Annotated in this window: 27 protein-coding genes; 13 read left to right on the forward strand and 14 right to left on the reverse strand. The window is 56.0% G+C overall.

Annotated elements, in window-relative coordinates:
- Window positions 1–150: 150 nt before the first annotated feature.
- The 3 genes from AAIE02_RS12845 to AAIE02_RS12855 form a co-directional block, all read right to left on the reverse strand.
- Window positions 151–1,254: a branched-chain amino acid ABC transporter substrate-binding protein gene (locus AAIE02_RS12845; protein ID WP_008458563.1), complete on the reverse strand. Its 1,104-nt coding sequence runs from the start codon at window positions 1,252–1,254 to the stop codon at window positions 151–153.
- A 256-nt stretch (window positions 1,255–1,510) separates the two neighbouring features.
- Window positions 1,511–2,755, reverse strand: a complete 1,245-nt coding sequence (locus tag AAIE02_RS12850; RefSeq protein WP_498532697.1) for an aromatic amino acid transport family protein — start codon at window positions 2,753–2,755, stop codon at window positions 1,511–1,513.
- Window positions 2,756–2,894: 139 nt separating this feature from the next.
- Window positions 2,895–4,160, reverse strand: coding sequence for a 4-aminobutyrate--2-oxoglutarate transaminase (locus tag AAIE02_RS12855; RefSeq protein ID WP_498532698.1), 1,266 nt, complete (start codon window positions 4,158–4,160; stop codon window positions 2,895–2,897).
- A gap of 118 nt (window positions 4,161–4,278) precedes the next feature.
- Here AAIE02_RS12855 and pdxR (AAIE02_RS12860) point away from each other — a divergent pair, with 118 nt between their 5' ends.
- Window positions 4,279–5,769, forward strand: a complete 1,491-nt coding sequence (gene pdxR, locus AAIE02_RS12860) for a MocR-like pyridoxine biosynthesis transcription factor PdxR (RefSeq protein WP_498532699.1) — start codon at window positions 4,279–4,281, stop codon at window positions 5,767–5,769.
- A gap of 35 nt (window positions 5,770–5,804) precedes the next feature.
- Here the strand turns inward: pdxR (AAIE02_RS12860) and rpoH are convergent, their stop codons facing one another.
- The 4 genes from rpoH to ftsY form a co-directional block, all read right to left on the reverse strand.
- A complete protein-coding gene (gene rpoH / locus AAIE02_RS12865) occupies window positions 5,805–6,659 on the reverse strand; it encodes an RNA polymerase sigma factor RpoH (protein WP_008458573.1) in 855 nt (284 codons plus the stop codon).
- A 255-nt stretch (window positions 6,660–6,914) separates the two neighbouring features.
- A complete protein-coding gene (ftsX, locus tag AAIE02_RS12870; RefSeq protein ID WP_008458575.1) occupies window positions 6,915–7,970 on the reverse strand; it encodes a permease-like cell division protein FtsX in 1,056 nt (351 codons plus the stop codon).
- The gene (ftsE, locus tag AAIE02_RS12875; protein ID WP_008458576.1) at window positions 7,963–8,631 is read right to left on the reverse strand and encodes a cell division ATP-binding protein FtsE; all 669 of its coding nucleotides are present in this window, start codon (window positions 8,629–8,631) and stop codon (window positions 7,963–7,965) included. Before ftsE ends, ftsX begins: the two co-directional genes overlap by 8 nt.
- 2 nt (window positions 8,632–8,633) lie before the next feature.
- Window positions 8,634–10,262 carry a signal recognition particle-docking protein FtsY gene (gene ftsY / locus AAIE02_RS12880; RefSeq protein ID WP_498532700.1) on the reverse strand — a complete coding sequence of 543 codons (1,629 nt, stop codon included), beginning with the start codon at window positions 10,260–10,262 and terminating at the stop codon, window positions 8,634–8,636.
- Between the two features lie 181 nt (window positions 10,263–10,443).
- On the opposite strand from ftsY, the gene rsmD reads away from it, so the two are divergent.
- Window positions 10,444–11,031 carry a 16S rRNA (guanine(966)-N(2))-methyltransferase gene (rsmD, locus tag AAIE02_RS12885; RefSeq protein ID WP_498532701.1) on the forward strand — a complete coding sequence of 196 codons (588 nt, stop codon included), beginning with the start codon at window positions 10,444–10,446 and terminating at the stop codon, window positions 11,029–11,031.
- A 5-nt stretch (window positions 11,032–11,036) separates the two neighbouring features.
- Window positions 11,037–11,306 (forward strand): DUF1145 family protein, encoded by a 270-nt coding sequence (locus AAIE02_RS12890; RefSeq protein WP_498532981.1) that lies wholly within the window; start codon window positions 11,037–11,039, stop codon window positions 11,304–11,306.
- On the opposite strand, the gene AAIE02_RS12895 is transcribed toward AAIE02_RS12890, so the two are convergent.
- Complete coding sequence (locus AAIE02_RS12895; RefSeq protein WP_166994700.1) at window positions 11,294–11,665, reverse strand: DUF2500 family protein; 372 nt, start codon at window positions 11,663–11,665, stop codon at window positions 11,294–11,296. The two genes, AAIE02_RS12890 and AAIE02_RS12895, sit on opposite strands and share 13 nt — an antisense overlap.
- A 121-nt stretch (window positions 11,666–11,786) precedes the next feature.
- Between AAIE02_RS12895 and AAIE02_RS12900 the strand changes: the two genes are divergently transcribed.
- Window positions 11,787–12,413, forward strand: a complete 627-nt coding sequence (locus AAIE02_RS12900; protein ID WP_008458586.1) for a lysoplasmalogenase — start codon at window positions 11,787–11,789, stop codon at window positions 12,411–12,413.
- Between the two features lie 2 nt (window positions 12,414–12,415).
- Here AAIE02_RS12900 and AAIE02_RS12905 read toward each other — a convergent pair whose 3' ends face one another.
- From AAIE02_RS12905 to AAIE02_RS12915, 3 genes are all read right to left on the reverse strand, one after another.
- The gene (locus tag AAIE02_RS12905; RefSeq protein ID WP_286180307.1) at window positions 12,416–13,786 is read right to left on the reverse strand and encodes a PTS transporter subunit EIIC; all 1,371 of its coding nucleotides are present in this window, start codon (window positions 13,784–13,786) and stop codon (window positions 12,416–12,418) included.
- A 56-nt stretch (window positions 13,787–13,842) separates the two neighbouring features.
- Window positions 13,843–14,913, reverse strand: a complete 1,071-nt coding sequence (locus AAIE02_RS12910; RefSeq protein WP_336983093.1) for an SIS domain-containing protein — start codon at window positions 14,911–14,913, stop codon at window positions 13,843–13,845.
- A 162-nt stretch (window positions 14,914–15,075) separates the two neighbouring features.
- On the reverse strand, window positions 15,076–16,122 hold the full coding sequence (locus AAIE02_RS12915; protein ID WP_336706523.1) for a LacI family DNA-binding transcriptional regulator: 1,047 nt from the start codon (window positions 16,120–16,122) through the stop codon (window positions 15,076–15,078).
- 184 nt (window positions 16,123–16,306) lie between these two features.
- Here AAIE02_RS12915 and zntA point away from each other — a divergent pair, with 184 nt between their 5' ends.
- The 3 genes from zntA to AAIE02_RS12930 all read left to right on the forward strand — a co-directional run bounded on the left by zntA (window position 16,307) and on the right by AAIE02_RS12930 (window position 19,381).
- Window positions 16,307–18,520 carry a Zn(II)/Cd(II)/Pb(II) translocating P-type ATPase ZntA gene (gene zntA, locus AAIE02_RS12920; RefSeq protein ID WP_498532702.1) on the forward strand — a complete coding sequence of 738 codons (2,214 nt, stop codon included), beginning with the start codon at window positions 16,307–16,309 and terminating at the stop codon, window positions 18,518–18,520.
- A gap of 142 nt (window positions 18,521–18,662) precedes the next feature.
- Window positions 18,663–18,974 carry a type II toxin-antitoxin system HigB family toxin gene (locus tag AAIE02_RS12925; protein ID WP_498532703.1) on the forward strand — a complete coding sequence of 104 codons (312 nt, stop codon included), beginning with the start codon at window positions 18,663–18,665 and terminating at the stop codon, window positions 18,972–18,974.
- Window positions 18,971–19,381 (forward strand): helix-turn-helix domain-containing protein, encoded by a 411-nt coding sequence (locus tag AAIE02_RS12930; RefSeq protein WP_008458601.1) that lies wholly within the window; start codon window positions 18,971–18,973, stop codon window positions 19,379–19,381. Before AAIE02_RS12925 ends, AAIE02_RS12930 begins: the two co-directional genes overlap by 4 nt.
- A gap of 25 nt (window positions 19,382–19,406) precedes the next feature.
- Here AAIE02_RS12930 and tusA read toward each other — a convergent pair whose 3' ends face one another.
- Window positions 19,407–19,652 (reverse strand): sulfurtransferase TusA, encoded by a 246-nt coding sequence (tusA, locus tag AAIE02_RS12935; RefSeq protein WP_008458604.1) that lies wholly within the window; start codon window positions 19,650–19,652, stop codon window positions 19,407–19,409.
- Window positions 19,653–19,826: 174 nt separating this feature from the next.
- Between tusA and AAIE02_RS12940 the strand changes: the two genes are divergently transcribed.
- From AAIE02_RS12940 to AAIE02_RS12950, 3 genes are all read left to right on the forward strand, one after another.
- The gene (locus AAIE02_RS12940) at window positions 19,827–20,492 is read left to right on the forward strand and encodes a 7-cyano-7-deazaguanine/7-aminomethyl-7-deazaguanine transporter (protein ID WP_034809192.1); all 666 of its coding nucleotides are present in this window, start codon (window positions 19,827–19,829) and stop codon (window positions 20,490–20,492) included.
- 72 nt (window positions 20,493–20,564) lie between these two features.
- Window positions 20,565–21,122 (forward strand): DcrB family lipoprotein, encoded by a 558-nt coding sequence (locus AAIE02_RS12945; protein WP_008458608.1) that lies wholly within the window; start codon window positions 20,565–20,567, stop codon window positions 21,120–21,122.
- Window positions 21,123–21,252: 130 nt separating this feature from the next.
- Window positions 21,253–22,302, forward strand: a complete 1,050-nt coding sequence (locus AAIE02_RS12950) for an AI-2E family transporter (RefSeq protein ID WP_008458610.1) — start codon at window positions 21,253–21,255, stop codon at window positions 22,300–22,302.
- Between the two features lie 3 nt (window positions 22,303–22,305).
- Here AAIE02_RS12950 and AAIE02_RS12955 read toward each other — a convergent pair whose 3' ends face one another.
- Window positions 22,306–22,812: a phenolic acid decarboxylase gene (locus tag AAIE02_RS12955; protein ID WP_498532704.1), complete on the reverse strand. Its 507-nt coding sequence runs from the start codon at window positions 22,810–22,812 to the stop codon at window positions 22,306–22,308.
- Window positions 22,813–22,909: 97 nt separating this feature from the next.
- Between AAIE02_RS12955 and AAIE02_RS12960 the strand changes: the two genes are divergently transcribed.
- Window positions 22,910–23,767, forward strand: coding sequence for a LysR family transcriptional regulator (locus AAIE02_RS12960; protein WP_336706531.1), 858 nt, complete (start codon window positions 22,910–22,912; stop codon window positions 23,765–23,767).
- Here AAIE02_RS12960 and AAIE02_RS12965 read toward each other — a convergent pair.
- The gene (locus tag AAIE02_RS12965) at window positions 23,764–24,405 is read right to left on the reverse strand and encodes an FMN-binding negative transcriptional regulator (RefSeq protein WP_336706533.1); all 642 of its coding nucleotides are present in this window, start codon (window positions 24,403–24,405) and stop codon (window positions 23,764–23,766) included. The two genes, AAIE02_RS12960 and AAIE02_RS12965, sit on opposite strands and share 4 nt — an antisense overlap.
- Window positions 24,406–24,501: 96 nt before the next feature.
- Between AAIE02_RS12965 and pdxR (AAIE02_RS12970) the strand changes: the two genes are divergently transcribed.
- Both pdxR (AAIE02_RS12970) and AAIE02_RS12975 read left to right on the forward strand, forming a co-directional pair.
- Window positions 24,502–25,989, forward strand: coding sequence for a MocR-like pyridoxine biosynthesis transcription factor PdxR (gene pdxR, locus AAIE02_RS12970; protein ID WP_498532705.1), 1,488 nt, complete (start codon window positions 24,502–24,504; stop codon window positions 25,987–25,989).
- Window positions 25,990–26,008: 19 nt separating this feature from the next.
- Entirely contained in the window at window positions 26,009–26,614 is a 606-nt protein-coding gene (locus AAIE02_RS12975; RefSeq protein WP_008458618.1) for an ATP-dependent Clp protease proteolytic subunit, read from the forward strand.
- The last annotated feature ends 280 nt before the right edge of the window (window positions 26,615–26,894 follow it).

The raw sequence follows: 26,894 nt of genomic DNA on the forward strand, positions 1-26,894 counted from the left end.
CCCTACAAGGGAGAGGGAATAAACAATGTTCCCATCGGCCGTTTTCCCCCTCTCCCTCTGGGAGAGAGCCGGGGTGAGGGTTGAATTGTAACCCGGCGCTCATCGCCCGCGAAAACACTAAAACGGCAACCCTTTGGTTGCCGTTTGCTTTTATTTTGCGTCGGTGGCTGTGCCGTTGGCATGCCAGGTGAACACGCCGAACTCAAAGCCTTTCAGGTCGCCTTTCTCATCCCACGACAGCGGCCCCATCACGGTATCCACGGTCGCCCCTTTCAGGTATTTAGAGATAGCCGCCGGATCTGCGCTCTGGTTCAGGCCAGCAGCCAGCGACTGCAGGGCTGCGTAGGTGGTCCAGACGAATGCGCCGCTTGGATCCTGTTTCTTCGCTTTGATCGCGTCCACAATCGGTTTGTTGGCCGGAACCTGATCGTAGTTCTTCGGTTTAGTCACCAGCAGGCCTTCTGCTGAATCCCCGGCGATGTTAGACAGGGAAACGTTCGCTACGCCTTCAGGCCCCATGAACTGAGTTTTCAGACCAGCTGCGCGGGACTGGCGCAGGATCTGCCCCATTTCCGGGTGGTAGCCGCCGTAGTAAACAAAGTCGATGTTCTCTTTCTTCAGGCGAGCAACCAGCGTGGAGAAATCTTTCTCACCGGCGGTGATCCCGTCGAAGAACACCACATTAGCGCCGCCTTTTTTCAGGCCGTCCTGCACGGAACGCGCCAGACCTTCGCCGTACTGCTGCTTATCGTGGATAACAGCAATGCGCTTAGGCTTCACGTGTTCCAGAATGTATTTCGCCGCGGTTGGGCCCTGGTCGGAGTCGAGACCGGTAGTACGCAGAGTCAGCTTATAGCCGCGCGCGGTCAGCTCCGGTGCCGTAGCTGCCGGGGTGATCATCAGAATGCCTTCGTCTTCGTAAATGTCAGACGCTGGCTGAGTAGAAGAAGAGCACAGGTGACCGATCACGTACTTGATGCCGTCGTTCACCACTTTGTTCGCTACCGCGACCGCTTGTTTCGGGTCACAGGCATCGTCATATTTGGTGATAACCAGTTTGTCGCCTTTAATCCCACCCTTTGCGTTAATGTCAGCCACCGCCTGCTCGGCACCGGTAAACTCCTGATCGCCGTATTGCGCGACCGGCCCAGACATTGCCCCTACTACCGCGACCTTAATATCTTTTGCCATCGCCGCGTGGCTCATTGCCAGTGCAACGCATCCTGCCAGTAAGGCTTTACCCGTCATTTTCATCCTGAGAGTCCCCATTGTTATGGTTATTGAATTTGTTGTGTTGTTGTTTGTTAGCGCATTATTCTGTTTGTAGGTATAAGAAAAGCATATGATAGCTAACTTAAGGGCAGCAGCCGGCGCTACGGCAGCATACTATGCTAAACATAGCGCCATTTGCGATAATTTGGAAAGACATATTTGAAGGTTAGATAACGGGAATGTGACAAAAAAAAACCGCGCCGGAAAGCCTCCGGGCGCGGGGGAGCAGGCCTCGGAATCACCAACCTGCCGGCAAATATCCCAGAGCGGAAGCAACCGCATAAACGGCACTGCAGAGGTAAAGCAACACGATGAAAATCTGGATCAGCGGGTGGGTCATAAATGCCGGGCAGGTCCAGCCGGGCGTGACATCGCCGCTGCGGCGGGCGCCTTTAATCATCAGGATCGGCATAATCGACAAAATCACGCCGCTGAACACGCCCGCAAAATAGAGCGCATTCACGAACGACACCAGCCCGCTGTAGGCCAGCACAAACGGCGGGATCGCGACCACCAGCAGTACCAGAAAACGCTTCAGAGAAGGCTCATCGCTGCCCAGGCGGAAGCGGTCAAAGATATTGGTCAGGAAACTCCCGCCCAGCCCCCAGTACGACGTCAGCATGGCGCACAGTGCAAACAGGTTCGCCGAGAAGAATGCCCACTCTCCCAGCGCTTTCCCCCAGGATATCGTCGCCACCTCAGAGATATCGTCCAGCCCGTTAATCATGATGACCGACATCGGCACCAGGGCCAGCAGCGCGAAGGTCACCACCATGCCAACGAGGATGGCTTTCGGTAGCTTTTCGGGCTTGTCGGCAAAACCACGCGCCATCTCCGGCACGATGTACTGCGCCGAGAAGCAGAACACCACCACGTTGAACACCGGCACCATATAAAGCCAGTTGCCTTCCAGCAGGTAGCCGACGCTGGTCGTCTCTTTCAGCAAAGTCGCAATCACCAGTACCGCGATCATCACCACCATGCCGACGCTAATAAACTTTTCCCCACGCCCGATGGCTTTCAGGCCCATGTAGAGCACGCCCGCCGCCGGGATGAAAAACAGCACGCTGCCCAGGGCCGGGGAGATACCAAACAAAGAGTGCAACAGTTTGCCGCTGCCAGTCATATAGGCGGTCAACGCCCCGACGCTGTTTACGCAGACGGAAAGGAACATCATCAGCGCGCCAAAGCGCCCGACGTAGCGCAGCGACAGCCCGCTGAGCTGTAAATGCTGACGGGTACGCAAAGTGGATTCAGCGACGTAAAGCATCGTCACGGTGGTCAGGCTGCCCACCAGCACCAGCCAGAATAGCAGCGGCCAGAATCCTGCTTTACTCGAGGCATAGGCGATAGAAAGCACGCCCGCACCAATGTTAGTGCCGACAATCATCGACACGCCTTCAACGAAACTCAGGGATTTACCGGGGAGAGCAGTCCGCTCCCCGCGCGCAACGGCGGGAGAGAAGGTGGAGTTTTCAGACATAATATTTTCCGTATTACTCCGGCGGTAACGTCCGCCGGAAAACAGGGGATATCAGGGTGATAAACCACTTCACGCTGGGGAAAAATGCTGCGGCCGCCTTGTGCATGGCGGGCTTCCCTGCCGCCGCAAACTACGGGGATTAGCCCTTAAGCACTCTGGATAGAATGGCCAGCGCTTTGGTGAACTGAGCATCAGGAATGGTCAGCGGATAAAGGAAGCGGATAACGTTGCCGTAGACGCCGCAGCTCAGCAGCAGCAGCCCTTGTGCCTGAGCTTTCAGCTGAACTTCGCGGGTAAATTCCGGCGAAGGTTTCCCGGTCTGCGGATCGTTAAACTCCACTGCAACCATCGAGCCTTGCCCACGCACGTCGACAATTGCCGGGCAGCTTTGGCGCGCCTGATTCAGCACTTCTTTCAGGTGTTCACCAAGCTGGGTGGCACGTTTGCATAGCTGTTCTTCGTTGATTACATCCAGCACCGCGTGAGCCGCCGCAACCGCCAACGGGTTGCCCGCATAAGTTCCGCCCAGGCCGCCAGGCGCAGGGGCATCCATCACTTCGGCACGGCCCACAACGCCGGACAGCGGGAAGCCACCGGCCAGGCTTTTCGCCATCGTCATCAGGTCGGCTTTGACGTCGTAATAGTCCATCGCAAACAGCTTGCCGGTACGCGCGAAGCCGGTCTGCACTTCATCGGCAATCAACAGAATACCGTGGGTGTCGCACAGCTGGCGCAGCGCCTGCATAAATTCAGGGGGCGCCACGTTGAAGCCGCCTTCTCCCTGAACCGGCTCCAGTATGATGGCCGCCACCTGATCCGCGGCGATATCGGCTTTAAAGATACGGTCCAGGCTTTTGAGCGCATCGTCAGTCGTCACGCCGTGAGCGGCATTCGGGTAAACCGCGTGGTAGACGGAGCCAGGGAACGGGCCAAAACCGATTTTGTACGGTGCCACTTTGCCGGTCAGCGCCATGGTCATAAAAGTACGACCATGGAAGCCGCCGCCGAAGGTGATCAGGCCGGGACGTTTGGTATAAGCGCGGGCGATTTTCACCGCATTCTCAACCGCTTCCGCACCGGTCGTGAAGAACGCGGTTTTCGCCGGGCCGTCAATCGGCGCCAGTTCGTTAATACGCTCGGCCAGTGAAACGTAGCTTTCATAAGGGACAATCTGGTAAGCCGTGTGGGTAAAGGCCTGCAATTGTTTTTCTACAGCGGCAATCACTTTCGGGTGACGATGGCCGGTGTTCAGCACGGCGATCCCGGCGGCAAAATCGATAACCTCGTTGCCTTCCACATCCCACAGAGTGGCGTTCTCTGCCTTCTCTGCAAAGTAGCTACATATCACGCCCACACCGCGCGGCGTGGCCTGTAAACGACGCTGATTCAGCTCTGCACTTTTCACCTTGGTCTCTCCTGTTAAGTCAGTCACTTTATCGCAACAAATCAGAAACAATGTCGTTTATTTACACAGGTATTGGCCCTATAATCGAGTGCCAATTCAGTTTATCTGAGGGATCCAATTGCGAGACTTAGTGGGTGATTTGATTCTTGTCAGGCTGCAGGCAGAGACCGATATCCTGCTGCATAAACGTCTTTATAACGCGCTGCGCCGTTCCATTCTGGATGGCTCATTGCCGCCCCACAGCCGCCTGCCCGCCTCCCGCGACTTAGCCAGCGAACTCAGCATTTCCCGTAACACTGTGTTAACAGTTTATGAGCAGCTTATGACCGAGGGGTACGTTTCATCCCGCCAGGGCAGCGGCACTTTTGTTGAAAAAACGCTGCCGGATCGCTTCACCTCCACGGGAAGCCCTGCCGAAGGTGGCACGGCCCCGGCTCCTGAGGTATCTATTTCCCGCCGCGGGCAGCATCTTCTTTCTCAGGTGAGCGCCAGCCCGCGCCAGTGGGGAGCTTTTATTCCCGGTGTACCAGACGTCAACGCCTTCCCTCATCCGCTATTCAGCAAGATCCAGGCGCGCATCAGTCGCCGTCCTAAACCGGAGCGCCTGAGCTATAGCTGCAACGGCGGCACATCTGAACTGCAGCATGCGCTGGTCGATTACCTGCGTGTTTCCCGAGGAGTAAACTGCCAGGTCGACCAAATCCTGATCACCGAAGGGATCCACCAGGCTATCGATCTGGTCACCCGGATGCTGTGCGACAGAGACGACCTGGCGTGGATCGAAGAACCTTCTTACTGGGGCATCCGCCACGTACTGACGATGAATGATGTGCGGGTCACGCCGCTCACCGTCGATGAGAACGGCCTTTGCCCGCCGGAGAAAGTGAGCGAAGCGCCGCGCTTAATCTTCGTCACGCCGTCTCATCAGTACCCGCTGGGGGCGGTGATGAGCCTGGAGCGCCGCCAGCGCCTGTTGGCACTCGCCCGCCAGCACGGCAGTTGGATTATTGAAGATGACTACGACAGCGAATTTCGCTTTTCTGGCCAGCCTATTCCGGCGCTGCAGGGGCTGGTCACCGACGCGCCGGTGGTTTACATCGGCACCTTCAGTAAAACGCTTTATCCGGGTTTAAGGCTCGGCTACGTCGTGCTGCCTCGCCCGCTGGTCAATGACCTGAAAACCGCCCATGCGGAACTGTATCGCGGCGGGCATTCGCTTATTCAGCAGGCGCTGGCAGAGTTTATTACCGCCGGGCATTATTCGGCCCATATTCGCCGGATGCGCCTGCTCTACGGCCGCCGTCGCGCCTTCCTGACCGACCTGATCTTCCGCCACTGCGGGCCACAGGCGCTGTCAGATTTTAGCGATAACGCCGGGCTGCATTTGATTTTGAATCTGCCTGATGAGGCCGATGATGTGGCGATTGCTGAGCGCGCGAACGCCCGCAATATTCTGGTGCGGCCCTTGTCGCGTTACTATCTGACCGAACGGCGCAAGAAGGGATTATTGATGGGGTTCGCCAGCCTGCCGGAGCGCGAAATGGAAGCGGCGTTTACCGTGCTGCTGGCATGTATGCCGGAGCATAAAAAGCAAAACGCCCCAACATAAAGTGGGGCGCTCTTAGTGCGACGTGTGTATCGGCGTTAAGCTTCGATAGCGGCGCGCAATTTTTTCATCGCGTTCTTTTCAAGCTGACGAACGCGCTCGGCGGAAACGCCATAGCGGTCTGCAAGTTCCTGCAGCGTGCTTTTGTTGTCTTCATCTAACCAGCGCGCGCGAATGATCTGCTGACTGCGTTCATCCAGGCCCTGCATCGCATCGCTCAGTTTGTCTGCGGCGTGAGATTCCCAGTTGTCGTCTTCAATGCCGTCGGCAAAGTTGGAAGACTTATCTTGCAGGAAGAGCACCGGCGCCATCGGCTGACCGTCAGCGTCGTCGTCATTCGACATGTCGAAAGTCATATCCTGCGCCGCCATGCGTGACTCCATCTCAAGCACGTCTTTGCTGGACACGCCAAGCTCGTTGGCCACCATTTCGACTTCGTCCTGATTAAACCAGCCCAAGCGCTGCTTGGTTTTACGCAGGTTAAAGAACAGCTTACGCTGTGCTTTGGTGGTCGCGACTTTCACAATACGCCAGTTACGCAGCACGTATTCATGAATTTCAGCCTTGATCCAGTGCACCGCAAAGGAGACCAGGCGAACACCCACTTCTGGGTTAAAACGGCGTACTGCTTTCATCAGGCCGATGTTGCCTTCCTGGATAAGGTCTGCCTGCGGCAGGCCGTAGCCGGAATAGTTACGCGCAACATGAACAACAAAGCGCAGGTGAGACAGGATCAGCTTTTTCGCTGCTTCCAGATCGCCCTGGTAATGCAGCTTTTCAGCCAGCTCCTTCTCTTCCTCAGCCGTTAACATCGGCCAGGCGTTTGCAGCCCGGATATACGACTCCAGGTTACCAACAGGGGCTAAAGCTAAATTTTGCATTTCTTTGGTCATTCAAACCCTCTCTTAGAGACTAAGTACGGCTTGCCATTCAAGTGGCTGAGGCGCACCGACGACACGTCAGGCCCAGACCGTACCCTTCACTGTACTCTCAGACAGTGATGTTATCCACAAGTTCAATGTAAAGCTGTGAATAGATTACACACAAAGTGTGACGGTTATTGCAGCATCGCAGGGGTCACTACGGTGTAAAACGCACTCCCTGCGGACGACGTTATCGTAGCAGGGAATGAGTATATCAAAAACTTTTTACTCCGGCGTAAAACGGCGTAAATGTTGAACAGTGGCAAGCCAGGCTGCCAGCCAGCCGATCATCGACGAGACCAGCAACAGCAGCAGGCATTCGTCAAAGCCCAACCCGCTGATATCGAACTTAGTCCCGAACACCTGCGCCACTTCCGTCACCGCCGAAGAGAGGCGCATCACCAGAATCTCAGACAGGATCAGCGACAGAAACGCACCGCTAAAGCCCAGCAGCGCACCGCCATACAGGAACGGACGCAAAATAAAGCCGTCGGTTGCCCCGATAAGCTTCTGCACGTTGATGGTATCGCGGCGGGCAAAGATGCTCAAACGCACGGAGTTACCGATGACGAGGAACACCGCTGCAACCATCAGGATGCCGATCATCGCCGCCACTCGCCCGACCAGCCCGGTCAGCGCCGCCAGACGGGCAAACCAGCTGTCATCCATGCGCACTTCATCAACGCCATGAATCTTCGCCACGCGATCACGCAGCGTATTCAGGTGATCCGTGCTCTGGAAATCCAGTTTAGGGTTCACCACGGCCACGGCGGGCAGCGGGTTCTCTTCCAGCATATCCAGCGCGCCGCCAAAGCCCGACCAGTTACGGAACTCGCCCAGCGCTTCTTCGCGGGAGAGGTAGTTAACTTTATCCACGCCCTCCTCCGCCTGAATCGCGCCCACCACCTGCTGCGCGGCGTTATCGTCCAGCGCCTTATCGAGGTAAACGGTAATTTGCGGGGACGGATAATATTGGGTCGCCGCCTGGTTTACGTTCTTGTAAACCATATAGCAAACGCTCGGCAGCGTCAGGGAGATGGCAATCACCATGACCGTCAGGAAGGTCGCCAGCGGCTTGCTCTTCAGATCCTGAAGCGCCCCTTCCCAGGCGTAGCGGAACTGCTCATTCACGCCGCCTTTCAGGGATTTACTTTTAGACTGCGGCCCTTTGCCACGTTTTTTCACCGAACGGCCAAGATCGCCTAACTTATTCAGTTGGTTGATTTTATCCAGCTTGTTGCTGAAGCGCTTGATATGGTTGAGCGCACTGTGTTTATTCACCTGCCAGGCCTCCATGCAAATGGCCGTCGCTGAGGGTCAACATACGGTAATTGCGACGTGAGATAAGCCCTATATCGTGAGTGGCCATCAGCACCGTTACGCCCACGCGGTTAAACTCTTCGAACAGGCGCAGAATACCTTCCGACAGCGCATCATCAAGGTTCCCGGTCGGTTCATCCGCCAGCAGCACAGCCGGCTTGTTTACCACGGCGCGAGCGATGCCCACGCGCTGCTGTTCACCGCCGGAAAGCTGGATAGGAAAGTTCTTCGCTTTGTCCAGCAGGCCGACCTTATCTAATGCCGCAGACACGCGGCGGCGAATATCTTCGCCGCTGGCGCCCGCGATGATCAGCGGGATGGCCACGTTGTCGTACACGGTTCTGTCCATCAGCAGGTGGTGATCCTGGAAGATCATCCCAATCTGACGACGCAGGAACGGCACTTCACGGCTCTTCAGGCGGCTAATATCATGGCCGCTGAAAAAAATCTTCCCATCGCTGGGCCGTTCGATACCGCAGATAAGCTTGAGCAGAGTACTCTTCCCTGCGCCAGAATGGCCGGTCAGAAAGGCCATCTCGCCCGGTTGCATATGGAAGGTCACTCCCTGCAACGCTTGTCTCCCACCGAGATAGGCTTTACTGACGTGTTCAAAGCGAATCATTGTTAATCCTCTCGGGCAAAAAGTGCCTCTATAAAGTCGCCCGCATTAAACGGTCGTAAATCAGAAATTTGTTCGCCGACGCCAATGTAGCGAATCGGAATGCCGAACTGGTCTGCCACAGAGAAGATTACGCCACCCTTGGCGGTACCATCCAGTTTGGTCAGGGTGATGCCCGTCAGCCCCACCGCTTCGTGGAACAGTTTAGCCTGGCTTATGGCATTCTGACCGGTGCTGGCGTCGAGGGTGAGCATAACCTCATGCGGGGCATCTTCGTCCAGCTTTTTCATAACCCTGACAATTTTCTTCAATTCTTCCATCAGGTGCGATTTATTCTGCAAACGCCCTGCGGTATCGGCAATCAACACATCAATGTTACGTGCCTTCGCCGCCTGAATAGCATCGAAGATAACTGAAGCGGAGTCCGCGCCGGTATGCTGGGCGACAACAGGAATATTGTTGCGCTGGCCCCAAACCTGAAGCTGCTCAACCGCTGCCGCACGGAAAGTATCACCTGCCGCCAGCATCACGGATTTACCCTGCTGCTCGAACTGACGTGCCAGCTTACCGATGGTGGTGGTTTTACCCACGCCGTTAACGCCAACCATCAGGATAACAAACGGCGTTTTGCCTTCCACGCTAAGCGGCTCGTCCACTTTGGCGAGGATGTCGCTCATCTCTTCTTTCAGCAGACCGTACAGCGCTTCCGCATCACGAAGCTGCTTACGGCTTGCACCTTCGGTCAGGTTGGTGATGATTTTCCGGGTTGTCTCAACCCCAACGTCGGCAATGAGTAGCTGCTCTTCCAGCTCTTCAAACAGATCATCATCGATTTTCTTGCCGCGGAACAGACTGATAAATCCGGAACCGAGGTTTTGTTTAGTTTTGACCAGGCTACGCTTCAGGCGGGCGAAGAAGCCCTCTTTGGTCGGCTTTTCCTGCTCTTGCTGCACGGCAACCGGAACAGCCTCTTCGACAGCCTCTTCTTCCGGCTCTTCATCAACCGCTTCTTCAGCCACGGCTTCATCTTCAACGGCAGCTTCGTGCGCGAACAGCGCCTCGGCTTCAGCCACTTCTTCGTTGACGATTTCGTCCTGCTCGGCCTGCCACTCGTCAGGCTGATCTACATTTTCGGCAATCTCTTCCGGCAACGGCAGCGTTTCGTGCTCCACGGCCACAACAGGCTGCTCAATGACTTCCGGCTCTGCAACAACAGCCGCAGGTTCAATCACCTCAGGCTCGACAACGGCCTCAGGTTCGACAACGGGTTCTGGCTCGATAACCGCCACAGGCTCTGGTTCAGCCACGATCTCGGGCTCAACGGTCACTTCCGGCTCAGGAATCATTTCCGGCTCGGCCGCCAGCGCTTTTTCTTCCGCTTCTTCTGCAAGCTGGGCGTTAACCTCCACGACCTGCTCAGCAAACTTTTCGGACTCCTCCAGTGAGTGCTCACTAACTAAGTCCTGCTGTTCCTGCTCGACAGCCTGAGGCTGTTGAGGTTCATCCTGCGCGGGAGCCTGCTCAGTAACCGGTTGTTCTTCTATTACTTTTTGTTCTGCTTCGACATCCGGCTGCTGCTCTTTCTGGCCAAATCCCAGCCAGGAAAAAAAGCCACGTTTTTTCTCTTTCGCCATTTGCGACTACACTCCTCGCTGTTAATTCATGGCACAGACCCGATTCTGCTTGCCACGGGCATAAAAAATAGTGCGTTAGTCTATCACTTTCCCGGCGCGGCATCACGCCAGTGGATTAAGGTTTCCTGGCCGGGCGTGCGCCGCTAGAATAACCGCAAAATTTAGCATCGCAGTGAGAGCAATGAAGAAACCCCAATCCTCTGGTTCCGGCCAGATTCGCATCATCGGCGGCCAATGGCGCGGCCGAAAACTCCCGGTTCCGGACAGCCCCGGCCTGCGCCCGACGACAGACCGCGTGCGCGAAACGCTTTTCAACTGGCTGGCCCCGTCAATGGTAGATGCCCATTGCCTCGACTGTTTTGCCGGCAGCGGCGCGCTCGGACTGGAGGCGCTCTCCCGCTATGCCGCCAGCGCGACGCTGATTGAAATGGATCGCGCAGTCTCCCAGCAGTTGCAAAAGAACCTCGCAACCTTAAAAGCCAGCAATGGCAAAGTGCTCAACGCCAATACGCTGAATGTGCTCGCGCAGCCCGGCACGCAGCACAACGTCGTCTTTGTCGACCCGCCGTTCCGTAAGGGATTGCTGGATGAAACGCTCAGCCTGCTCGAGAAAAACGGCTGGCTGGCGAATGACGCGCTAATCTATGTAGAAAGTGAAGTGGAAAATGGTCTGCCAGCGGTGCCTGCCAGTTGGGCGCTGCACCGTGAAAAAGTCGCCGGTCAGGTGGCTTATCGCCTGTTTATTCGTGAAGCTCAAGGAACCGCATAATGCCGATTCTGATTAACTTTGGCCGCCTGCTGATGCTTTGCGTCTGGGGCTTTCTGATCTTTAACCTGGTTCACCCTTATCCGCGCCCGCTGAACATTTTCGTTAACGTCGCGCTGATCTTCATGGTGATTATGCACGGCCTGCAGCTGAGCCTGCTGAAAGCCACACAGCCGAAAGATGGGCCGGCGCTTGCCCGCGGTGAACAGATTAATATTTTCGTTTTTGGCGTGTTTGAGCTGCTGGTCTGGCAGAAAAAGCTGCGTCAGGGCAAGTGAGTCTCTTCGGGGACGAAGCTGACAAAGCGCGTCCCCTTGTAACTCAGCGTACCTTTATCTCCCACCGATACCGCATGGTATTCCGCCGCTTCAACGCGCATTTTCATTTCCATCCCGCCGCTCTGTGGCGCAAACCAAACCTCATAGCGAATCGAGTCTTCCGGCGGAGTGACTTCACGCTGGCGCGAACGTCGGTCGTTGGACGGTTTTTCACGCTTGGTCGCCACCACCACTTTTTTTACGCTCAGCGGCGCCGCGTCGTTTTCGATATTCTGGCGGCGCTGCTGAAAATAGCGAAAGGAGGCGGCTACGACGATGACCACAACGATGGCGATAATGAAAGTTGGGGGCTTGCTCATGGCTTTTTCTCTAATTGTCAGACACTTTTCAGCATAACCCTGGCGCCGCGGCGTTGTCATCTGCGCCGCTTAGCCACTAGACTGAACGGTGTTACGCCAACAATTAAAATAAGGATATGCCATGCTTTGGTCATTTATTGCTGTTGCGTTATCGGCCTGGATTTACATTGATGCTTCCTGGCGCGGCGCCACCTGGCAGCGCTGGCTCTTCAAGCCGCTGACCCTGCTGCTCCTGCTGCTGCTGGCCTGGCAGGCACCGATGTTTGAAGCGGCCGGCTACCTGATTGTGGCGGGTCTTCTGGCAACGCTGGTCGGCGATGCGCTCACGCTACTGCCCACTCAACGTCTGCTTTACGCCGTGGGGGCATTCTTCCTTTCGCATCTGCTGTACACCATCTATTTTGCCAGCCAGATGAGCTTGGCCATTTTCTGGCCGCTACCGCTGGCTCTGCTGATTATTGGCGCACTGCTGGTCGCGACTATCTGGACGCGGCTGGAAGCGCTGCGCGTGCCTATTCTGACGTTTATCGGTATGACGCTGGTGATGGTTTGGCTTGCCGCCGAGCTTTATTTCTTCCGCCCGACGGCCCCGAACTTCTCCGGGTTTGTGGGGGCTAGCCTGCTGCTGCTGGGCAACATTGTCTGGCTGGTCAGCCACTATCGTCACCGCTTCAGAGGCGACAGCGCCATTGCCGCCGCCTGCTACTTTGCCGGGCACTTTATGATTGTTCGCGCCCTGTATATCTGAGGTTAACGCCTGTCTTCCGCCAGGGAGGCAGGTTCCAGCCTGCGGGTTTTGCCGTAGATAATGGTCAACACCGCAGGCACCGTAAACGCCACCGCGATAGCAATCACCTCGTAAATCATCTTCGATTCCGGCCCGCTAAACAGCCCCAGCTCGAACACGTTCAGTACCGGCAGGAAGCTGTAGGTTTTCACGCCCAGGAGGCCGGTAATCCCGCCGCCCAGCGCTGCGCCAATGCAGCCGAAAACAAATAACATGCGGTATTTCAGGTTCACGCCGTACAGCGCCGGTTCGGTAATGCCGAAGAAGGCGGAGAGCGAAGCGGAAATCGCAATCTGCTTATCTTTCAGGTTACGGGCAATAAAGATGGCACCAAATACCGCCCCAAACTGCCCCATTACCGCCGACATAAACATCGCCATAATGGTGTCATAGCCGTTGACCTGAATGTTAATTAACGCCAGCGGGATAATGCCCCAGTGCACGCCAAACACCACGAACAGCTGCCCAATCCCCGCTAACAGCGCACCGGAAATCACCGGGCTGAGGTTGTACAGCCACGCATAGCCGTTGGCGATGCCGACGCCAACATAGTCAGCCACCGGGCCAATCACGGTGAACACCACAAAGCCGCTGACGATCAGCGACAAACAAGGCACGAATACCAGCGCGGCGATCTCCGGGATCACCTTTTTCAGCCAGCGTTCGACGTGGCTCAGGAAGAGCACGGCAAAGACCGCCGGGATCACCGCCCCGCCGTAGATTTTCACGTTCAGCGCCAGGCCCATAACGTGGAAGGCCCCGGGCACGCTGGCATCCGTCAGCGGGAAAATCATCGCCGCCGTCAGCGCCAGGGCGCTAAATTTATTGGCCTTAAAGCGCTCCGCAGCCGTTACCGCGATAAACAGCGGCAGCATGACGAAAACGCCGCTGGAAAGCGCATTGAACACGGTGAACACGTACGAATGGGTATCCACCAGATTCATTGTTTGCAGCAACACCACAATCCCTTTCACCACCCCCACGCCCGCCAGCACGCCGATGTAAGGCGTGAAAATAGCGGAAAGTGTGGCCAGCAGGCGATTAATCATCGAGCCCTGCGGCGCAGAGGCTTCTTCTGAGGACGGCTCCCCCATCTGCGCCGTGATAGCCAGAAAGACTTTTTCAACTTTCGGCCCAATAACAATCTGGAATTGCCCTGGGTTTTCAACCAGTTTGACTACCTCTGGCAACTTATAAAGCTCATCTTTATTAATCTTACTTTTATCTTTGATAGTAAAACGCAAACGGGTTGCGCAGTGGGTAAGATGCTCTATATTTTCTGCCTCGCCGACATGCTGAATTATCTGTCGGGCAAGTTGACTGAAGGTAGCCATAATCATTCCTCAGTAGCAAGGTAGGGACGTTATTATTGTGTAGGGAATACTGTGCCTCAGGCGTAATCGCCTGGCTTCGTTTTACTTTTTACGGACACGCCAAAATCGGTAAAGATCCGCTGCGGCAGATTATTGCCCTTTGCCTCTGCAATATGGTGAGCCAATATCTGGAAAGGGATAACCATGATCAGCGGGGCAATAAACTCATCAATATTGGCTTTCACCGCCAGCGTGCGCGGATCGTTGTCCTCACCTAATTTGATGGTGTACACGTAATCGGTATATTTTTGCTCATAGGCTTTCAGCAGTAATAAACGCTCGCGAGCCACGCCCGGCGTATCAATAAAGAACATCCGGTGGCTGCCATTCACTTCGAAATAAGGCCCGTGCATAAACGCTTCGAGCTCAACGCCCTGGGATGGCACGCGAATCGTCTCGGCAAACTTGGTTTCCATCTCTTTGATCACGCCGACGCTCGGCCCGTAGCCAATTGAGGTGAAGCGCGGGGAAGCGGCCAGTTCGGCCTGCCATTGGGTGAAAAAAGCTTCGGTGTCGGCAATCACGCCCGGAATCGATTTCACCGCAACGTCCAGCTTATGCAGCTCAGCCGCTTCCTGTTCAGCGTCGATCTTCCCACTGCGGCGAGCAACAAACACGCCCAGCAGCATAAATTTCAGGATCGTAGCAACGTACCCTTTGGTGACGTAGCCCACGCGTTCCTCGCCGATCTCGATATCAATCACGTGGTCCACGGCGCGGGCAAGCTCGCTCCCGGCTTTGCTGGTGATGCCCACCGTTTTGACCGGGTGAGTCTGGCGAATATGCTGAATTGCGTTGAGGGTCGAGGTGCTTTCCCCGCTCTGGGAAACGCCTATCACCAAATCCGTGGTGTCACTGAATTTTTCGTAATGCTGAAAGTGGAACGGCTCTTCGACGGTGACACGAACGTCCGCCAGTTTTTCCACGTAGTACTTCGCGCTTTTGATCGCGTTAATGCTGGAGCCCGTGGCCAGCACCAGCCACTCTTTTTGCCCACCGAGCACCGGAAGATCGGACGGATAGCGAGACAGCATGGCGCTTAATGTCGCCTGCTCTTCATGGATATAGGTCATCATTGTCGGTTTCATCGGCTCTCCTGTAATCAAAACCTGAAAACGTTTTCAGGTTTTAGGCTAGAGGAGTCTGACGAGGCTTGTCAACGCCAGATCGCGCAACTGTTAGCGAGATCAAAAAATAACGTGAAGGGGAGAAACGGGCGGATGCCTGAAAAAGAGATCCGCCGCTGAAAACTAACAGGATTCGCCGTTCAATAGCGTAAGAGGTATTTTTTCGACTGCGATACCGGCAGCATTTTCATTCAAAATAGCCATTAACTTTGTCATTACCGCTTTGCCAATCAAAGCATTCTGGTGGTCAACGGTGGCAATGCGGGGAATAAAATACTCGCTGCCAGGGAAATATTCACAGCTCACTATGGCGATATTATCTGGCACAGACAGATTGTGATCCTTTAGCGCACGGATCGCGCCTTTGGCAACATGATCGTTAATTGCCACAATGGCATCCGGCAAGCTTGTATTCGTTGAAATCAGCGTTTCAATTGCCTCATAGCCATGCTGTAAATAAAAGTTATTCAGCACAATAAAACTATTTTCTACCGGCAATTTCGCAGCTTCCAGCTCGGCCCGAAATACCGCCTCGCGCTCGCGAGTAATATATACATTCTTTGACCCGCCGATAAAACCAATGCGCCGGTAACCTTTCTCAATCAGGTGACGAGTGGCTAAGCGCACACATCCCGCCTGATCGCGTTCAACGCAGGCATATTCCACGCCCGGCAGGTTACGCCCCACGACCACGACCGGCACGGTGGCGATCAGCTTTTTCAGTTCCTGCAGATAAGTCGCGGCAATGTCGTTGTAGTCGATATTACCGCCGAGAATGATCACGCCGTCTATCTGGCTGTCGGTAATGGAATTAAAAATATGCTCTTCGGGCACCACCGGTGCTTCGCGGGAGGTTCTGTTTGCCGATTGCGTGTCGTACAGCGTGACCTTGTAGCCCAGCCGCAGACTTTCGTGCTCAATCTGCGCCACCAGCATCACAAAGTAGGGGTTACTGATATCGGAAACGACAATCGCCAGCGTCTGGGTTTTCTTGGAAATCATCCCCCGCGCCAGCAGATTCGGGCTGAAGTTATGCTCCTGAATCACTTTTTCAACCCGGCTACGCGTTTTGTCCGCCACCCAGCTGTTATTGTTCAGCACCCGGGAGACCGTGGCGATAGACACCTGCGCCAGCTCCGCAATATCCTTGATTGTCAGTGGTTTTTTCATCGATTCATTCTCATCCCGACCTGCGGATAATACTAGGGGAAGCGCCGTGGGGAAGCAAAGGCCAATCCTGAAAACTGCCGCCGGCCAGCCAGAAATATCCGGCGGTAAAAAAGACGCTTGACTCTGGAGTCAACTCCAGAGAGTAACATCGGTAATGAGAAAATTATCATTACCGGAGGGCGCCATGCTCAACACACCTCAAGACGGCAAAAAGCCACCGCAGTTTGCGTTTGCCAAACTAAGCCCGCTGCAGGCGGAAGGCCCCTCCTGCTGCGCCGATGACGCCTGCTCTGCACAAAAACCAGAGCCAGAAATTGCCGACAACGGCAGCCGCTACAGCTGGCACGTCGCGGGAATGGACTGCGCGGCCTGCGCACGCAAAGTGGAAAATGCGGTGAAACAGGTGAGCGATGTGCAGCAAGTTCAGGTGGTGTTTTCTACCGAAAAACTGCTGGTCAGCGCCTCAAGAGACATTCGCGACGACGTAGAAAAAGCGGTCAAGGCCGCAGGCTACACGCTGAACGACGCCAGCGCCCCGAAGCAGGAAAAAAGCAGCAGCCTGCAAGAGAACCTGCCGCTGATCCTGCTCATCGTCCTGATGGTGATCAGCTGGGGGCTCGAGCAATTCAACCATCCGCTCGGCAACCTGGCGTTTATCGCCACCACGCTGGTTGGCCTGTGGCCGATCGCGCGCCAGGCCGTGCGTCTGATTCGCAGCGGCAATTGGTTCGCCATTGAAACGCTGATGAGCGTCGCCGCAATCGGCGCGCTGTTTATCGGCGCCACCGCCGAGGCGGCGATGGTTCTGCTGCTGTTCCTCATCGGCGAACGCCTCGAATCCTATGCCGCCAGCCGAGCACGCCGCGGGGTAAGCGCCTTGATGGCGCTAAAGCCGGACGTCGCTATTCGCCTCCGGGACGGCGAGCGCGAAACCGTCGCGCAGGCCGATCTTCGCCCAGGCGACGTGATTGAAGTTGCCGCCGGAGGCAGACTGCCCGCCGACGGCCGCCTGCTCAGCGGTTTTGCCAGCTTTGACGAAAGTGCCCTAACCGGGGAATCCGTGCCGGTAGAGCGCCAGCAGGGCGAAAAAGTCGCCGCAGGCAGCACCAGCGTAGATCGCCTTGTTCAGCTGGAGGTCATTTCCGAGCCCGGCGACAGCGCCATCGACCGCATTTTGCGGCTGATTGAAGAAGCCGAGGAGCGCCGCGCGCCTATCGAACGCTTTATCGATCGTTTTAGTCGGATTTACACGCCGATCATCATGCTGCTCGCGCTGCTGACCGCCGTCATCCCGCCACTGTTCTTCGGCCAGGGCTGGGAACCGTGGATCTATAAAGGCCTGACGCTGCTGCTGATCGGCTGCCCATGCGCGCTGGTTATCTCCACGCCTGCGGCCATTACTTCAGGTCTTGCCGCGGCGGCTCGTCGAGGCGCGTTGATTAAAGGCGGGGCCGCGCTGGAACGTCTCGGTCAAATCCAGCAGGTCGCGTTCGACAAAACCGGCACCCTGACGGCAGGTAAACCTCAGGTTACTGCCATAGCGGTGGAAGAAGGAACAGAAGAAGACCAGCTTCTGGCGCTCGCCGCAGCGGTAGAACAAGGCTCCACCCACCCACTGGCGCAGGCCATTGTCAACGCGGCGCAACAGCGCAACTTGCCTCCTGTCGCCGCAGAAAATCACCGCGCTCTCGCCGGGGTTGGCGTAGAAGCCAGCATTCAGGGCGAAACGCTGCTGCTCAGTTCACCGTCCAAACTTGACGGCCAGACACTCAGCGAAACCTGGCAAAGACGGATCGCGAAGCAGGAAGAAGAGGGCCAGACGGTGATCGTGGTGCTGCGTGCGGGGCAACTGCTGGGTACCATCGCCATGCGCGATACGCTGCGCAGCGATGCCCGCGAAGCGGTTACGGCACTCCACCAGCTCGGGATTCATGGCGTAATGCTGACCGGGGATAACCCACGCGCGGCGGCGGCAATCGCCCGCGAGCTTGGCATTGATTACCGCGCCAGCCTGCTGCCGGCAGACAAAGTGGCAGCGGTGAATAAACTCAATGCCACCGCGCCGCTGGCAATGGTCGGCGACGGCATTAACGATGCCCCGGCGATGAAAGCGGCGACCATCGGCATCGCGATGGGCAGCGGCACCGACGTCGCGCTGGAAACGGCAGATGCCGCGCTAACCCACAACCGTCTGATCGAACTGGCAGGTATGGTACGGCTCGCCAGAGCCACCCATAACAACATTCGCCAGAACGTGACGATTGCGCTGGGGCTGAAGGGGATTTTCCTGGTCACCACCCTGCTCGGCCTGACCGGCCTGTGGCTGGCGGTGCTGGCAGACTCAGGCGCTACCGCGCTGGTCACGGCGAACGCCATTCGCCTGCTGCGGAAGAAATAGTTTTCGAGGCAGCTTCCGGTTTTTTACTCCGCAAGCAGGGGCAAGGATGCCCCTGTGTAAAAATGAATCCCCGCCCATAAGTTGACTGATTGGCAACTTATGGGCATATTAATTGCCAATCAGTCAACTTCAGGATGAAGTGATGCACCTGATTACGCTTAAGGCGCTTGTGGAAACCGGTCAAAAATTTCCCAGACATAAGCAGGAACTGCAAATCCTTGGCAAAGTGCTGGAAAAAGGCTTCTTCCCAACACCAGACTCACTTAAGCGGATTTATCCCACGCTGGATAACTTTAAATATCTCGATAAACATTACGTCATCAACATAGCCGGAAATGAACTCAGGCTGATTGCACTTATCTTTTTTACCAGCCAGAAGTTCTACATCCGCCACGTCATGACGCACAGCGAATACATGCGATTTACTGAAAAACACCGGGGAAAGAAGCGATGATTGCGGATGCACTGAAGGCCGCCGAAGCTTTAAAAACAGCGGTTCCGCTACTGGCAGGCAGCACCTGCGAAAAAGATTATCTGGCTGCGCTGGAGCTGGTCGAATATCTGCTCATCAATGATCCAGAAAGTCCGCTGGTTGAGATTCTCAGTAGTAAGATCCAGGCCTGGGAAAACGCGCAGCCTGACGTGCAGGCGTTCCGCGAGGAAATGCAGGCCATACCTGCCGGGATAGCCATACTGAAAACCCTGATGGAGCATCACCATCTAAAACAGAGCGATTTTCAACAAGAGATTGGCAGCAAGTCGATGGTCTCCCGCATTCTCAGCGGTGAACGCCAGCTAACCACCGATCACATCCGCAAACTGTCACGGCGATTTGGCATATCACCCGCCCTCTTTTTCTGAGCAGCGGATTAGCCTGGTGAGGGGATTAATGACTCTTACGCAGCAAATAGCGGTAAGGTAGCGCGTCGGTTTCGCTGGCGACCAGCTCGTGCTCCATAAAGCGGCAAAAACCGGGGATATCGCGCGTTGTGGCCGGATCATCGGCTATCACCAGCAGCGTTTCGCCGACGGGCATATTGCGCACGGTTTTGCGCACCATCATCACCGGCTCCGGGCAGCGCAGGCCAAGAGCATCCAGCGTGTGGTCAGGGGTTGCGAACAAATCGGTCATAGCACTCTCAGGTCGTCAAAAACCGCGCTAGTTTACGCCGGGTAAAATCTGGCGCAAGCCGCGTGAACGATTGCGTTAAAATTAACCATTGCATTGAGAAACTAAAGCAGTATCATCCCCGCGCTTTACATTTTTGACTGGGTTCCCTCACCCCACTACTAAAAAGGCTACAACATGATGCAGTTCAGCACTCGCCAGCGCACTAATGCGCTGTTTTGGCTATCGCTTTTTCATTTGCTGGTGATCACCTCCAGCAACTATCTGGTTCAGCTTCCGGTCTCCGTCTTTGGGTTTCATACCACCTGGGGCGCCTTCAGCTTCCCGTTTATCTTCCTCGCGACCGACCTCACGGTGCGTATTTTCGGCGCTCCGCTGGCGCGGCGGATTATTTTCGCGGTGATGATCCCGGCACTGGTGATTTCCTACGGCATCTCCTCGCTGTTTTACATGGGAAGCTGGCAGGGCTTTGAAGCGCTAACCCACTTCAACCTGTTTGTTGCCCGTATCGCGGTTGCCAGCTTCATGGCTTACGCGCTCGGCCAGATTCTGGACGTGCACGTCTTTAACCGCCTGCGCCAGAATCACTGCTGGTGGCTGGCCCCAACGGTGTCCACGCTGTTCGGTAACGTGAGCGATACGCTGTCGTTCTTCTTTATCGCCTTCTGGCGCAGCCCGGACGCCTTTATGGCCCAGCACTGGGTAGAAATCGCCGTGGTCGATTACTGCTTCAAAGTGCTTATTAGCCTGGTATTCTTCCTGCCGATGTACGGCGTCCTGCTGAATATGCTGTTGAAACGCCTCGCAGATAAATCTGAAATCTCCGCGCTGCAGCCTGGTTAAACGCGGGCTGAATATCTTGTGTTAAGATGCAGAGATTGGCCTTTTGGCTTGCTAACGGAAAGGAAGAACGCGATGCGCAAACTGGTAAAATATGTCGGTATTGGCCTGCTGGTAGTGGGTCTTGCCGCCTGTGATAATAACGACAGCAAAACCGCCACCACCGGCGCGCCGGAAGCCAGCAGCGCCAGCGGTCAGCCAGTTGAACTGCTGGACGGCAAGCTGAGCTTTGCCCTGCCAGCGGACATGAGCGATCAGAGCGGCAAGGTGGGCACTCAGTCCAACAACATGCACGTTTATTCTGACGCAACCGGCCAGAAAGCGGTGATCGTGATTGTCAGCGACAACCCGACGAGCGACCTTGCCACGCTGGCAAAAGGCCTGGAAGAGCAGCAGCGCGCACGCGACCCGCAGCTTCAGGTGGTGACCAACAAATCCATCGAGATTAAAGGCCACACCCTGCAGCAGCTGGACAGCGTGATCTCCGCCAAAGGACAGACCGCGTACTCTTCCATCATCATTGGCAAAGTGGACGATAAACTGCTGACCATGCAAATCACGCTGCCTGCGGATAACCAGCAGCTGGCGCAGACCAACGCGGAAAACATCATCAACACCATCGTCATCAAGTAATCGCCGCGCGATACATCAATGGCTCCGCCTCCGCGGGGCCATTTTTTTCCTTCATTTTCAGACAGACTGCCGCCGTCGCCCTGCCAGGAAGTACTACACTAAAAGCACCTTTTCCCGATCGGACGTCTGCATGACAGCCCCACAACCTGATAAGACCGGCCTGCATATATTGCTCAAACTCGCGGCCCTGGTGATTATTCTCGCCGGTATTCACGCCGCAGCCGACATCATCGTTCAGCTATTGCTGGCGGTATTTTTCGCCATTGTTCTCAACCCGCTGGTGACCTGGTTTATGCGCCGCGGTCTTAGCCGCCCGCTCGCGATTGCCATCGTGGTGCTGGTCATGCTGGTGATGCTCACTTTGCTGGTTGGCGTGCTGGCAACGTCGATGAATGACTTCATGGAACAAATGCCGCAGTTCAACAAACTGCTGACGCAGAAAGTGCGTGAAATCGAGCACGCGATGCCGTTTTTGCACCTGCCGCTGTCGCCGGAACGCCTGCTGCAAAAGCTGGACTCCGACAAGCTGATGACCTTTGCCACAACGCTGATGACCGGGCTTTCCGGGGCGATGGCCAGCGTGCTTCTACTGGCGATGACGGTGATTTTTATGCTGTTTGAGGTGCGCCATGTACCTTATAAACTCCGTTTTGCGCTGGCAAACCCTAAGCTGCATATCGCCGGTATGCACCGAGCGCTGAAAGGCGTCACCCACTATCTGGCGCTGAAAACCTTTATCAGTTTACTGACCGGCATCGTTATCTGGCTGGGGCTAAAGCTGCTGGGCGTGCAGTTTGCGCTGATGTGGGGCGTGCTGGGCTTCTTGCTCAACTATATTCCCAATATTGGGTCGGTGATCTCCGCAGTGCCGCCGATGATTCAGGCTCTGCTGCTCAACGGCACCTATGAGATGCTGATGGTCGGGGCGCTGTTCCTGGTGGTGCACATGGTACTGGGGAATATTCTGGAGCCCCGCATGATGGGGCGTGGGCTAGGGATGTCGACTTTCGTCGTATTTCTCTCCCTGCTCTTCTGGGGCTGGCTGCTCGGCCCGGTGGGCATGTTGCTCTCGGTGCCGCTCACCAGCGTTTGTAAAATTCTCATGGAATCTACCCAGGGCGGGGCGAAACTGGCGATTCTGCTGGGCCCTGGCAGGCCGAAAAAACGCCTGCCGGGCTAACGCTTATTTCAGGTTTTCTGGAAAGTCCGCCGGCAGCTCGCTGGCGGCACAGGCAATCACCGCTTCGTTATTCTCGCCGCAGTCGCGAACAAACGTGATGGTGGCAAATTCATCAATAACTTCCGTTGGATAAGCCGGGCCAGCCTCGCGGAACGCTTCCATTTTCGCAATATGCTCGTTCTGGAAACACACCGTTTTCTCCGGGTTATTAATCACCCAGCGCGGGAAGAAAATCGTCCCGTGGAACAGCTTATCGCCGAGATTCACAATCAGGCTGACGTCCGTACCCGTAGGTTCAGTCCAGGAAATTTTGTACACGCTGTTTGCCACACGCACAATGTGCGCATCCTGATTTTTCACCCAGCGATTGGCCACAATGCCGCTATGGATCCGGTAATCCAGGGTAGTTGCATTTTTTACATAAATTTCGTAGTTCCAACCATTATCGTAGGTATAAACCAGATGTTTGCCGACGAACTCGCTTAAATCGTGTTTATCAAAGTGACTCATGATGGCGCTCCTCTGTGGGGTTAAGCGCATCTTAGACCTTCACATTTTCGATGAATAACGCTACTTTTGTATCAAATTCATCCATTTTTTAGATGATATGCATAAAACAACCCTTGAGCAGTGGGCACTTCTGGAGTTGGTCATTGAGCTGGGCAGCTTCGCCAAAGCGGCAGAAGCCACTTTCCGCAGCCAGTCCTCCGTCAGCTATAACCTTGCATTACTTCAGGAGCGGCTTGGCGTTAGCTTGCTGAAGCCAGAAGGGCGTAAGGCGGTACTGACGCCTGAAGGGGAACTTTTGCTGGCGCAGGTTCGCCCGCTGCTGAAAAGCTTTCACTACGTTGAAAGCCGCGCTGCTACGTTAAAAAACGGCATCCGCACCCGCATAGACTTAGTGGTGGACTGCATATTCCCGCGCGCCCGCCTGTTCGCCATCCTCCATCAGTTTCAGCGATTACATGCCAGCACGCAGGTTCATCTGACGGAGATTCTGGAAACCGACACAGCCGATCTGGCAGAAGCGGATGTCATGGTGCTAACCCGCCGTCAGGATCTTACGGGCCGCGGGCAGTGGCTCAGAAACGTTGATTTTGTGGCCGTGGCGCACCGCGATCACCCCCTGCATCAGCTTCCCGCCCCCTTAGAAGAGGCGGACCTGGCGAACTATCCGCTGATCCGCCTTGCCGGGCAAAACAGCAGCGAATCCTCGCCCACGGCAGACTGGACGTTTTCCACGCTTGATGCCGCGTGCGAAGCCGTGACCTGGCAGGTTGGCTACGGCTGGCTGCCTGAAGAACGGATTGCTCCGCAGATTGAAAACGGCACGCTTAAACCGCTCCCGCTCAGTCACGGGGCAAGGCGTGCCACGCCCCTGCATTTGATCGTGAAAAAGGATTTAGCCCCACTGGACGAGCCAATCACCACGCTGCTCACCCTCTTTCAACAGCCCGAATGTTAAGTCTGACGACGCTTTGCGAGGCTGCTTAACATCGCCTCGCCGATGGCCACTTCACCCTTTGCCATTAGTCCCTGCGCGGCCCCGGCCTGATCCTCAGACTTCTTGTTCTGGCCGAGCTTGGTCTTGCCGACCAGCGAAGCCAGAGGGATTTCAATCCCGACAATCGCTTTAAGCATTGAGCCGATAAACTCAGGAGGCGCATCGCTTACCTGCCACGGGAGGTTCATCTGCGCTTCCTGCTGCCGGGTCAGGCTGGTTATCTGCCGCAGGACAAAATCCGCATCGTCCCGCACCGCAATCCTCCCCCGCGCCTGCACGGTCTGGTAGTTCCAGGTCGGCACCTCTTTGTGATGCTCCTGCTTGCCCGGATACCAGCTCGGGGAGATATAACCTTGTGCACCACGGAACACCACCAGCACATCCTGCTCGGGCTGAAGGCCGCGCCACAACGGGTTCGCACGGGCAATGTGCGCGCGGAGCGCGCCGAACTCCCCCTCATCAGGGCAAAGCTCAAAGGGAATATCAAACGCTTCCAGCACACCTTCGATTTGTACAACCAGCAGGCCCAGGGGATTGGCCTGAATCAGCCGCTGCAGCACAGCGATATCGGGCTCCTGAAAAGGGCGAGGAATATACATGGGCAGACCTTCATTTGCGGTAATTTTGCCCAGCTTATGTTCGAAGTGGTTTATGATAAAGAACCAGATTACAGCTATATGACCGAGCCACAACTCATGTCACGTAAAGCCCGAGCCGTAGATATCCCCGCCATTGGCGAGCTTGACCGCCGCAGCGGGCAGCTTAGTTTGCAGCTAGCCAAAGCGCTGAAAAACGCCATTCACAAAGGCGAACTGAAGAGCGGCGACCTGCTGCCCTCCACCCGCGTCTTGTCGGGCGCCCTTAACGTGGCGCGCGGCACCGTGCTGGAGGCGTTCGAGCAGCTGGTTGCGGAAGGGTTTCTGGAGTCGAAACACGGCTCCGGCACCCGCGTGGCCTACGCCCCGGAAAGCCCGCAGCCCGAACCGGCGGCTCGTACAGCAGCAGCCATCCCGCTGTCTGCCCAGGCTCAGGCTTTTGCCAGAGTAGGCGAGCAGCTTAAAACGCTGGCGCCGAAGCCGTTTGCCGTTTCCGTTCCGGTTGGCGACACGGCCCCGGACGACGTGTGGCGCAGGCTAGGCAATCGCATTCGGGCGCGGGGTGCCGGTGCCCCGTCGGGCTATGCCGATCCGCAAGGCGTTCTGGTTCTGCGCGAGGCTATCTGTGAATACGTCAGAAAGTCGCGCTCGGTGCGCTGCACCCCGGAGCAGGTCATCATCACCTCCGGCAACCAGCACGGCCTGTACCTGACCCTGCAAATCCTGCTGGAGGCAGGTGATGCCGTCTGGATGGAAGAGCCGGGCTACCCAGGTGCGACCTCTCTGTTTGAGACGATGTTCCGCGACCGCAGCATGGTCAGAGTCGCCGTGGACGACGAAGGGCTGGACGTTGAGCTGGGGAAAAAGCTGGCCCCCAACGCCCGCGCTGCGTTTGTCACGCCCTCACACCAGTACCCGCTGGGCATGCCGCTCAGCATGTCGCGCCGCGCCGCATTGCTGGAATGGGCGCAGGCCAACCAGGCCTGGATCATTGAAGACGACTACGACAGCGAGATGCGCTACGCGGGCCACCCTTTCCCGGCGCTGCAGGGCCTGGGACCGGAGAACGTTATCTACCTCGGCACCTTCAGCAAAATCCTCTTCCCGTCGCTGCGTCTCGGCTACGCCGTAGTGCCCAAGCAGCTGGTTTCCGCCTTCTGCGGGGCACGCATTCTGATGGACAGGCAGCCGCCAGGGGCAGACCAGCATGTGCTGGCGAGCTTTATTTCAGAGGGGCACCTCGACCGCCACCTGCGCAAAATGCGCGGTGTTTATGCCGAAAAACGCCGCGTGTTAATGGCGGCGGTAGAACAATACATTTCCCCGGACGTGGCCTGGCTTCAGCCCTGCGACCAGGGCATGCACATGGTGCTTTGGCTGCGCCAGGGCCTGGGCGACCATCAGGTTGTGGAGCGGGCAATGCAGGCCGGAATCGCCGTTCGTGCGGTGTCGCACATGTTTACCCCAGAAAAACAGAAGTCCGGCATTCTGCTGGGCCTCGGTGGTTACAGCGACGAAGAGATCGTTCGCGCCGTGCAGCGTCTGGATGAAGTGCTATGCTCAAGTGCATCCCTGATTACGCCATAAACCTGGCAGGAGCCTGATTATGCTGACCTATTTAGAAAAAGATGAACCTGAAGAAAGCGCCACCCCCGCCAATGCCTCAGGACTGATGCAGCAAAAAATGCTGGATTCCCGCTCGATTATTATCTCCGGCGAAATCACTCAGGCGATCACCAAAGAGGTGGTTGCCCAGCTTTTGCTGCTGCAAAGCATCAACGACAAACCCATCAAGCTGTACCTCAACAGCCAGGGCGGCCACGTTGAGGCGGCGGACACCATTCATGACGTGATCAAATTCATCAAGCCGGAAGTCCATATCATCGGCACCGGCTGGGTTGCCAGCGCCGGGATCACCATCTTCCTCGCGGCGGACAAAAAGCACCGCTATTCGCTGCCAAACACGCGCTTTATGATCCACCAGCCGCTGGGCGGCGTGCGCGGCCAGGCCACGGACATTGAGATCGAAGCCAGAGAGATCATCCGCATGCACGATCGCGTGAACAAGATGATCTCAGAAGCCACCGGTCAGCCGCTGGAGAAGGTGAAGCAGGACACCGACCGTAACTACTGGATGTCGCCGAAAGAAGCTATCGACTACGGGATTGTCGGCAAAGTCATTACCAGCTTCTCCGAGCTGAATATCGACTAACCTCTGAGAAACCGCCTTCCCCGGCGGTTTTTCTTTTTAGCGGGTTTTGATTTTGGGTCCATGTAACATTTACCCGTCAGTTGGTCTTATCGTCATTCTCTTCACATAACGTAATTTTCAGAAAAGCGCTTTTTGGTATAGTTAGAGCATGACACTTATATAATACATCAATAAACTGACAATCCTAAGGTGTATTTTATGCATTTAAACGATATAATAAAAAGTCCTTTATCTTATTCATCACAACCAACAATTAATTCATCCACAAACCTTAAAAACA

The sequence above is a fragment of the Cedecea sp. Ae19-4 genome (assembly GCF_059801165.1).

What these genes read in the sequence shown, in the direction of transcription:
- AAIE02_RS12845 (WP_008458563.1), bottom strand. Translation starts at nt 1,254, where the DNA reads ATGAAAATGACGGGTAAAGCCTTACTGGCAGGATGCGTTGCACTGGCA.
- AAIE02_RS12850 (WP_498532697.1), bottom strand. Translation starts at nt 2,755, where the DNA reads ATGTCTGAAAACTCCACCTTCTCTCCCGCCGTTGCGCGCGGGGAGCGG.
- rpoH (WP_008458573.1), bottom strand. Translation starts at nt 6,659, where the DNA reads ATGACCAAAGAAATGCAAAATTTAGCTTTAGCCCCTGTTGGTAACCTG.
- ftsE (WP_008458576.1), bottom strand. Translation starts at nt 8,631, where the DNA reads ATGATTCGCTTTGAACACGTCAGTAAAGCCTATCTCGGTGGGAGACAA.
- ftsY (WP_498532700.1), bottom strand. Translation starts at nt 10,262, where the DNA reads ATGGCGAAAGAGAAAAAACGTGGCTTTTTTTCCTGGCTGGGATTTGGC.
- rsmD (WP_498532701.1), top strand. Translation starts at nt 10,444, where the DNA reads ATGAAGAAACCCCAATCCTCTGGTTCCGGCCAGATTCGCATCATCGGC.
- AAIE02_RS12895 (WP_166994700.1), bottom strand. Translation starts at nt 11,665, where the DNA reads ATGAGCAAGCCCCCAACTTTCATTATCGCCATCGTTGTGGTCATCGTC.
- AAIE02_RS12900 (WP_008458586.1), top strand. Translation starts at nt 11,787, where the DNA reads ATGCTTTGGTCATTTATTGCTGTTGCGTTATCGGCCTGGATTTACATT.
- AAIE02_RS12905 (WP_286180307.1), bottom strand. Translation starts at nt 13,786, where the DNA reads ATGGCTACCTTCAGTCAACTTGCCCGACAGATAATTCAGCATGTCGGC.
- AAIE02_RS12910 (WP_336983093.1), bottom strand. Translation starts at nt 14,913, where the DNA reads ATGAAACCGACAATGATGACCTATATCCATGAAGAGCAGGCGACATTA.
- AAIE02_RS12915 (WP_336706523.1), bottom strand. Translation starts at nt 16,122, where the DNA reads ATGAAAAAACCACTGACAATCAAGGATATTGCGGAGCTGGCGCAGGTG.
- zntA (WP_498532702.1), top strand. Translation starts at nt 16,307, where the DNA reads ATGCTCAACACACCTCAAGACGGCAAAAAGCCACCGCAGTTTGCGTTT.
- AAIE02_RS12925 (WP_498532703.1), top strand. Translation starts at nt 18,663, where the DNA reads ATGCACCTGATTACGCTTAAGGCGCTTGTGGAAACCGGTCAAAAATTT.
- AAIE02_RS12930 (WP_008458601.1), top strand. Translation starts at nt 18,971, where the DNA reads ATGATTGCGGATGCACTGAAGGCCGCCGAAGCTTTAAAAACAGCGGTT.
- tusA (WP_008458604.1), bottom strand. Translation starts at nt 19,652, where the DNA reads ATGACCGATTTGTTCGCAACCCCTGACCACACGCTGGATGCTCTTGGC.
- AAIE02_RS12940 (WP_034809192.1), top strand. Translation starts at nt 19,827, where the DNA reads ATGATGCAGTTCAGCACTCGCCAGCGCACTAATGCGCTGTTTTGGCTA.
- AAIE02_RS12945 (WP_008458608.1), top strand. Translation starts at nt 20,565, where the DNA reads ATGCGCAAACTGGTAAAATATGTCGGTATTGGCCTGCTGGTAGTGGGT.
- AAIE02_RS12950 (WP_008458610.1), top strand. Translation starts at nt 21,253, where the DNA reads ATGACAGCCCCACAACCTGATAAGACCGGCCTGCATATATTGCTCAAA.
- AAIE02_RS12955 (WP_498532704.1), bottom strand. Translation starts at nt 22,812, where the DNA reads ATGAGTCACTTTGATAAACACGATTTAAGCGAGTTCGTCGGCAAACAT.
- AAIE02_RS12960 (WP_336706531.1), top strand. Translation starts at nt 22,910, where the DNA reads ATGCATAAAACAACCCTTGAGCAGTGGGCACTTCTGGAGTTGGTCATT.
- AAIE02_RS12965 (WP_336706533.1), bottom strand. Translation starts at nt 24,405, where the DNA reads ATGTATATTCCTCGCCCTTTTCAGGAGCCCGATATCGCTGTGCTGCAG.
- pdxR (WP_498532705.1), top strand. Translation starts at nt 24,502, where the DNA reads ATGTCACGTAAAGCCCGAGCCGTAGATATCCCCGCCATTGGCGAGCTT.
- AAIE02_RS12975 (WP_008458618.1), top strand. Translation starts at nt 26,009, where the DNA reads ATGCTGACCTATTTAGAAAAAGATGAACCTGAAGAAAGCGCCACCCCC.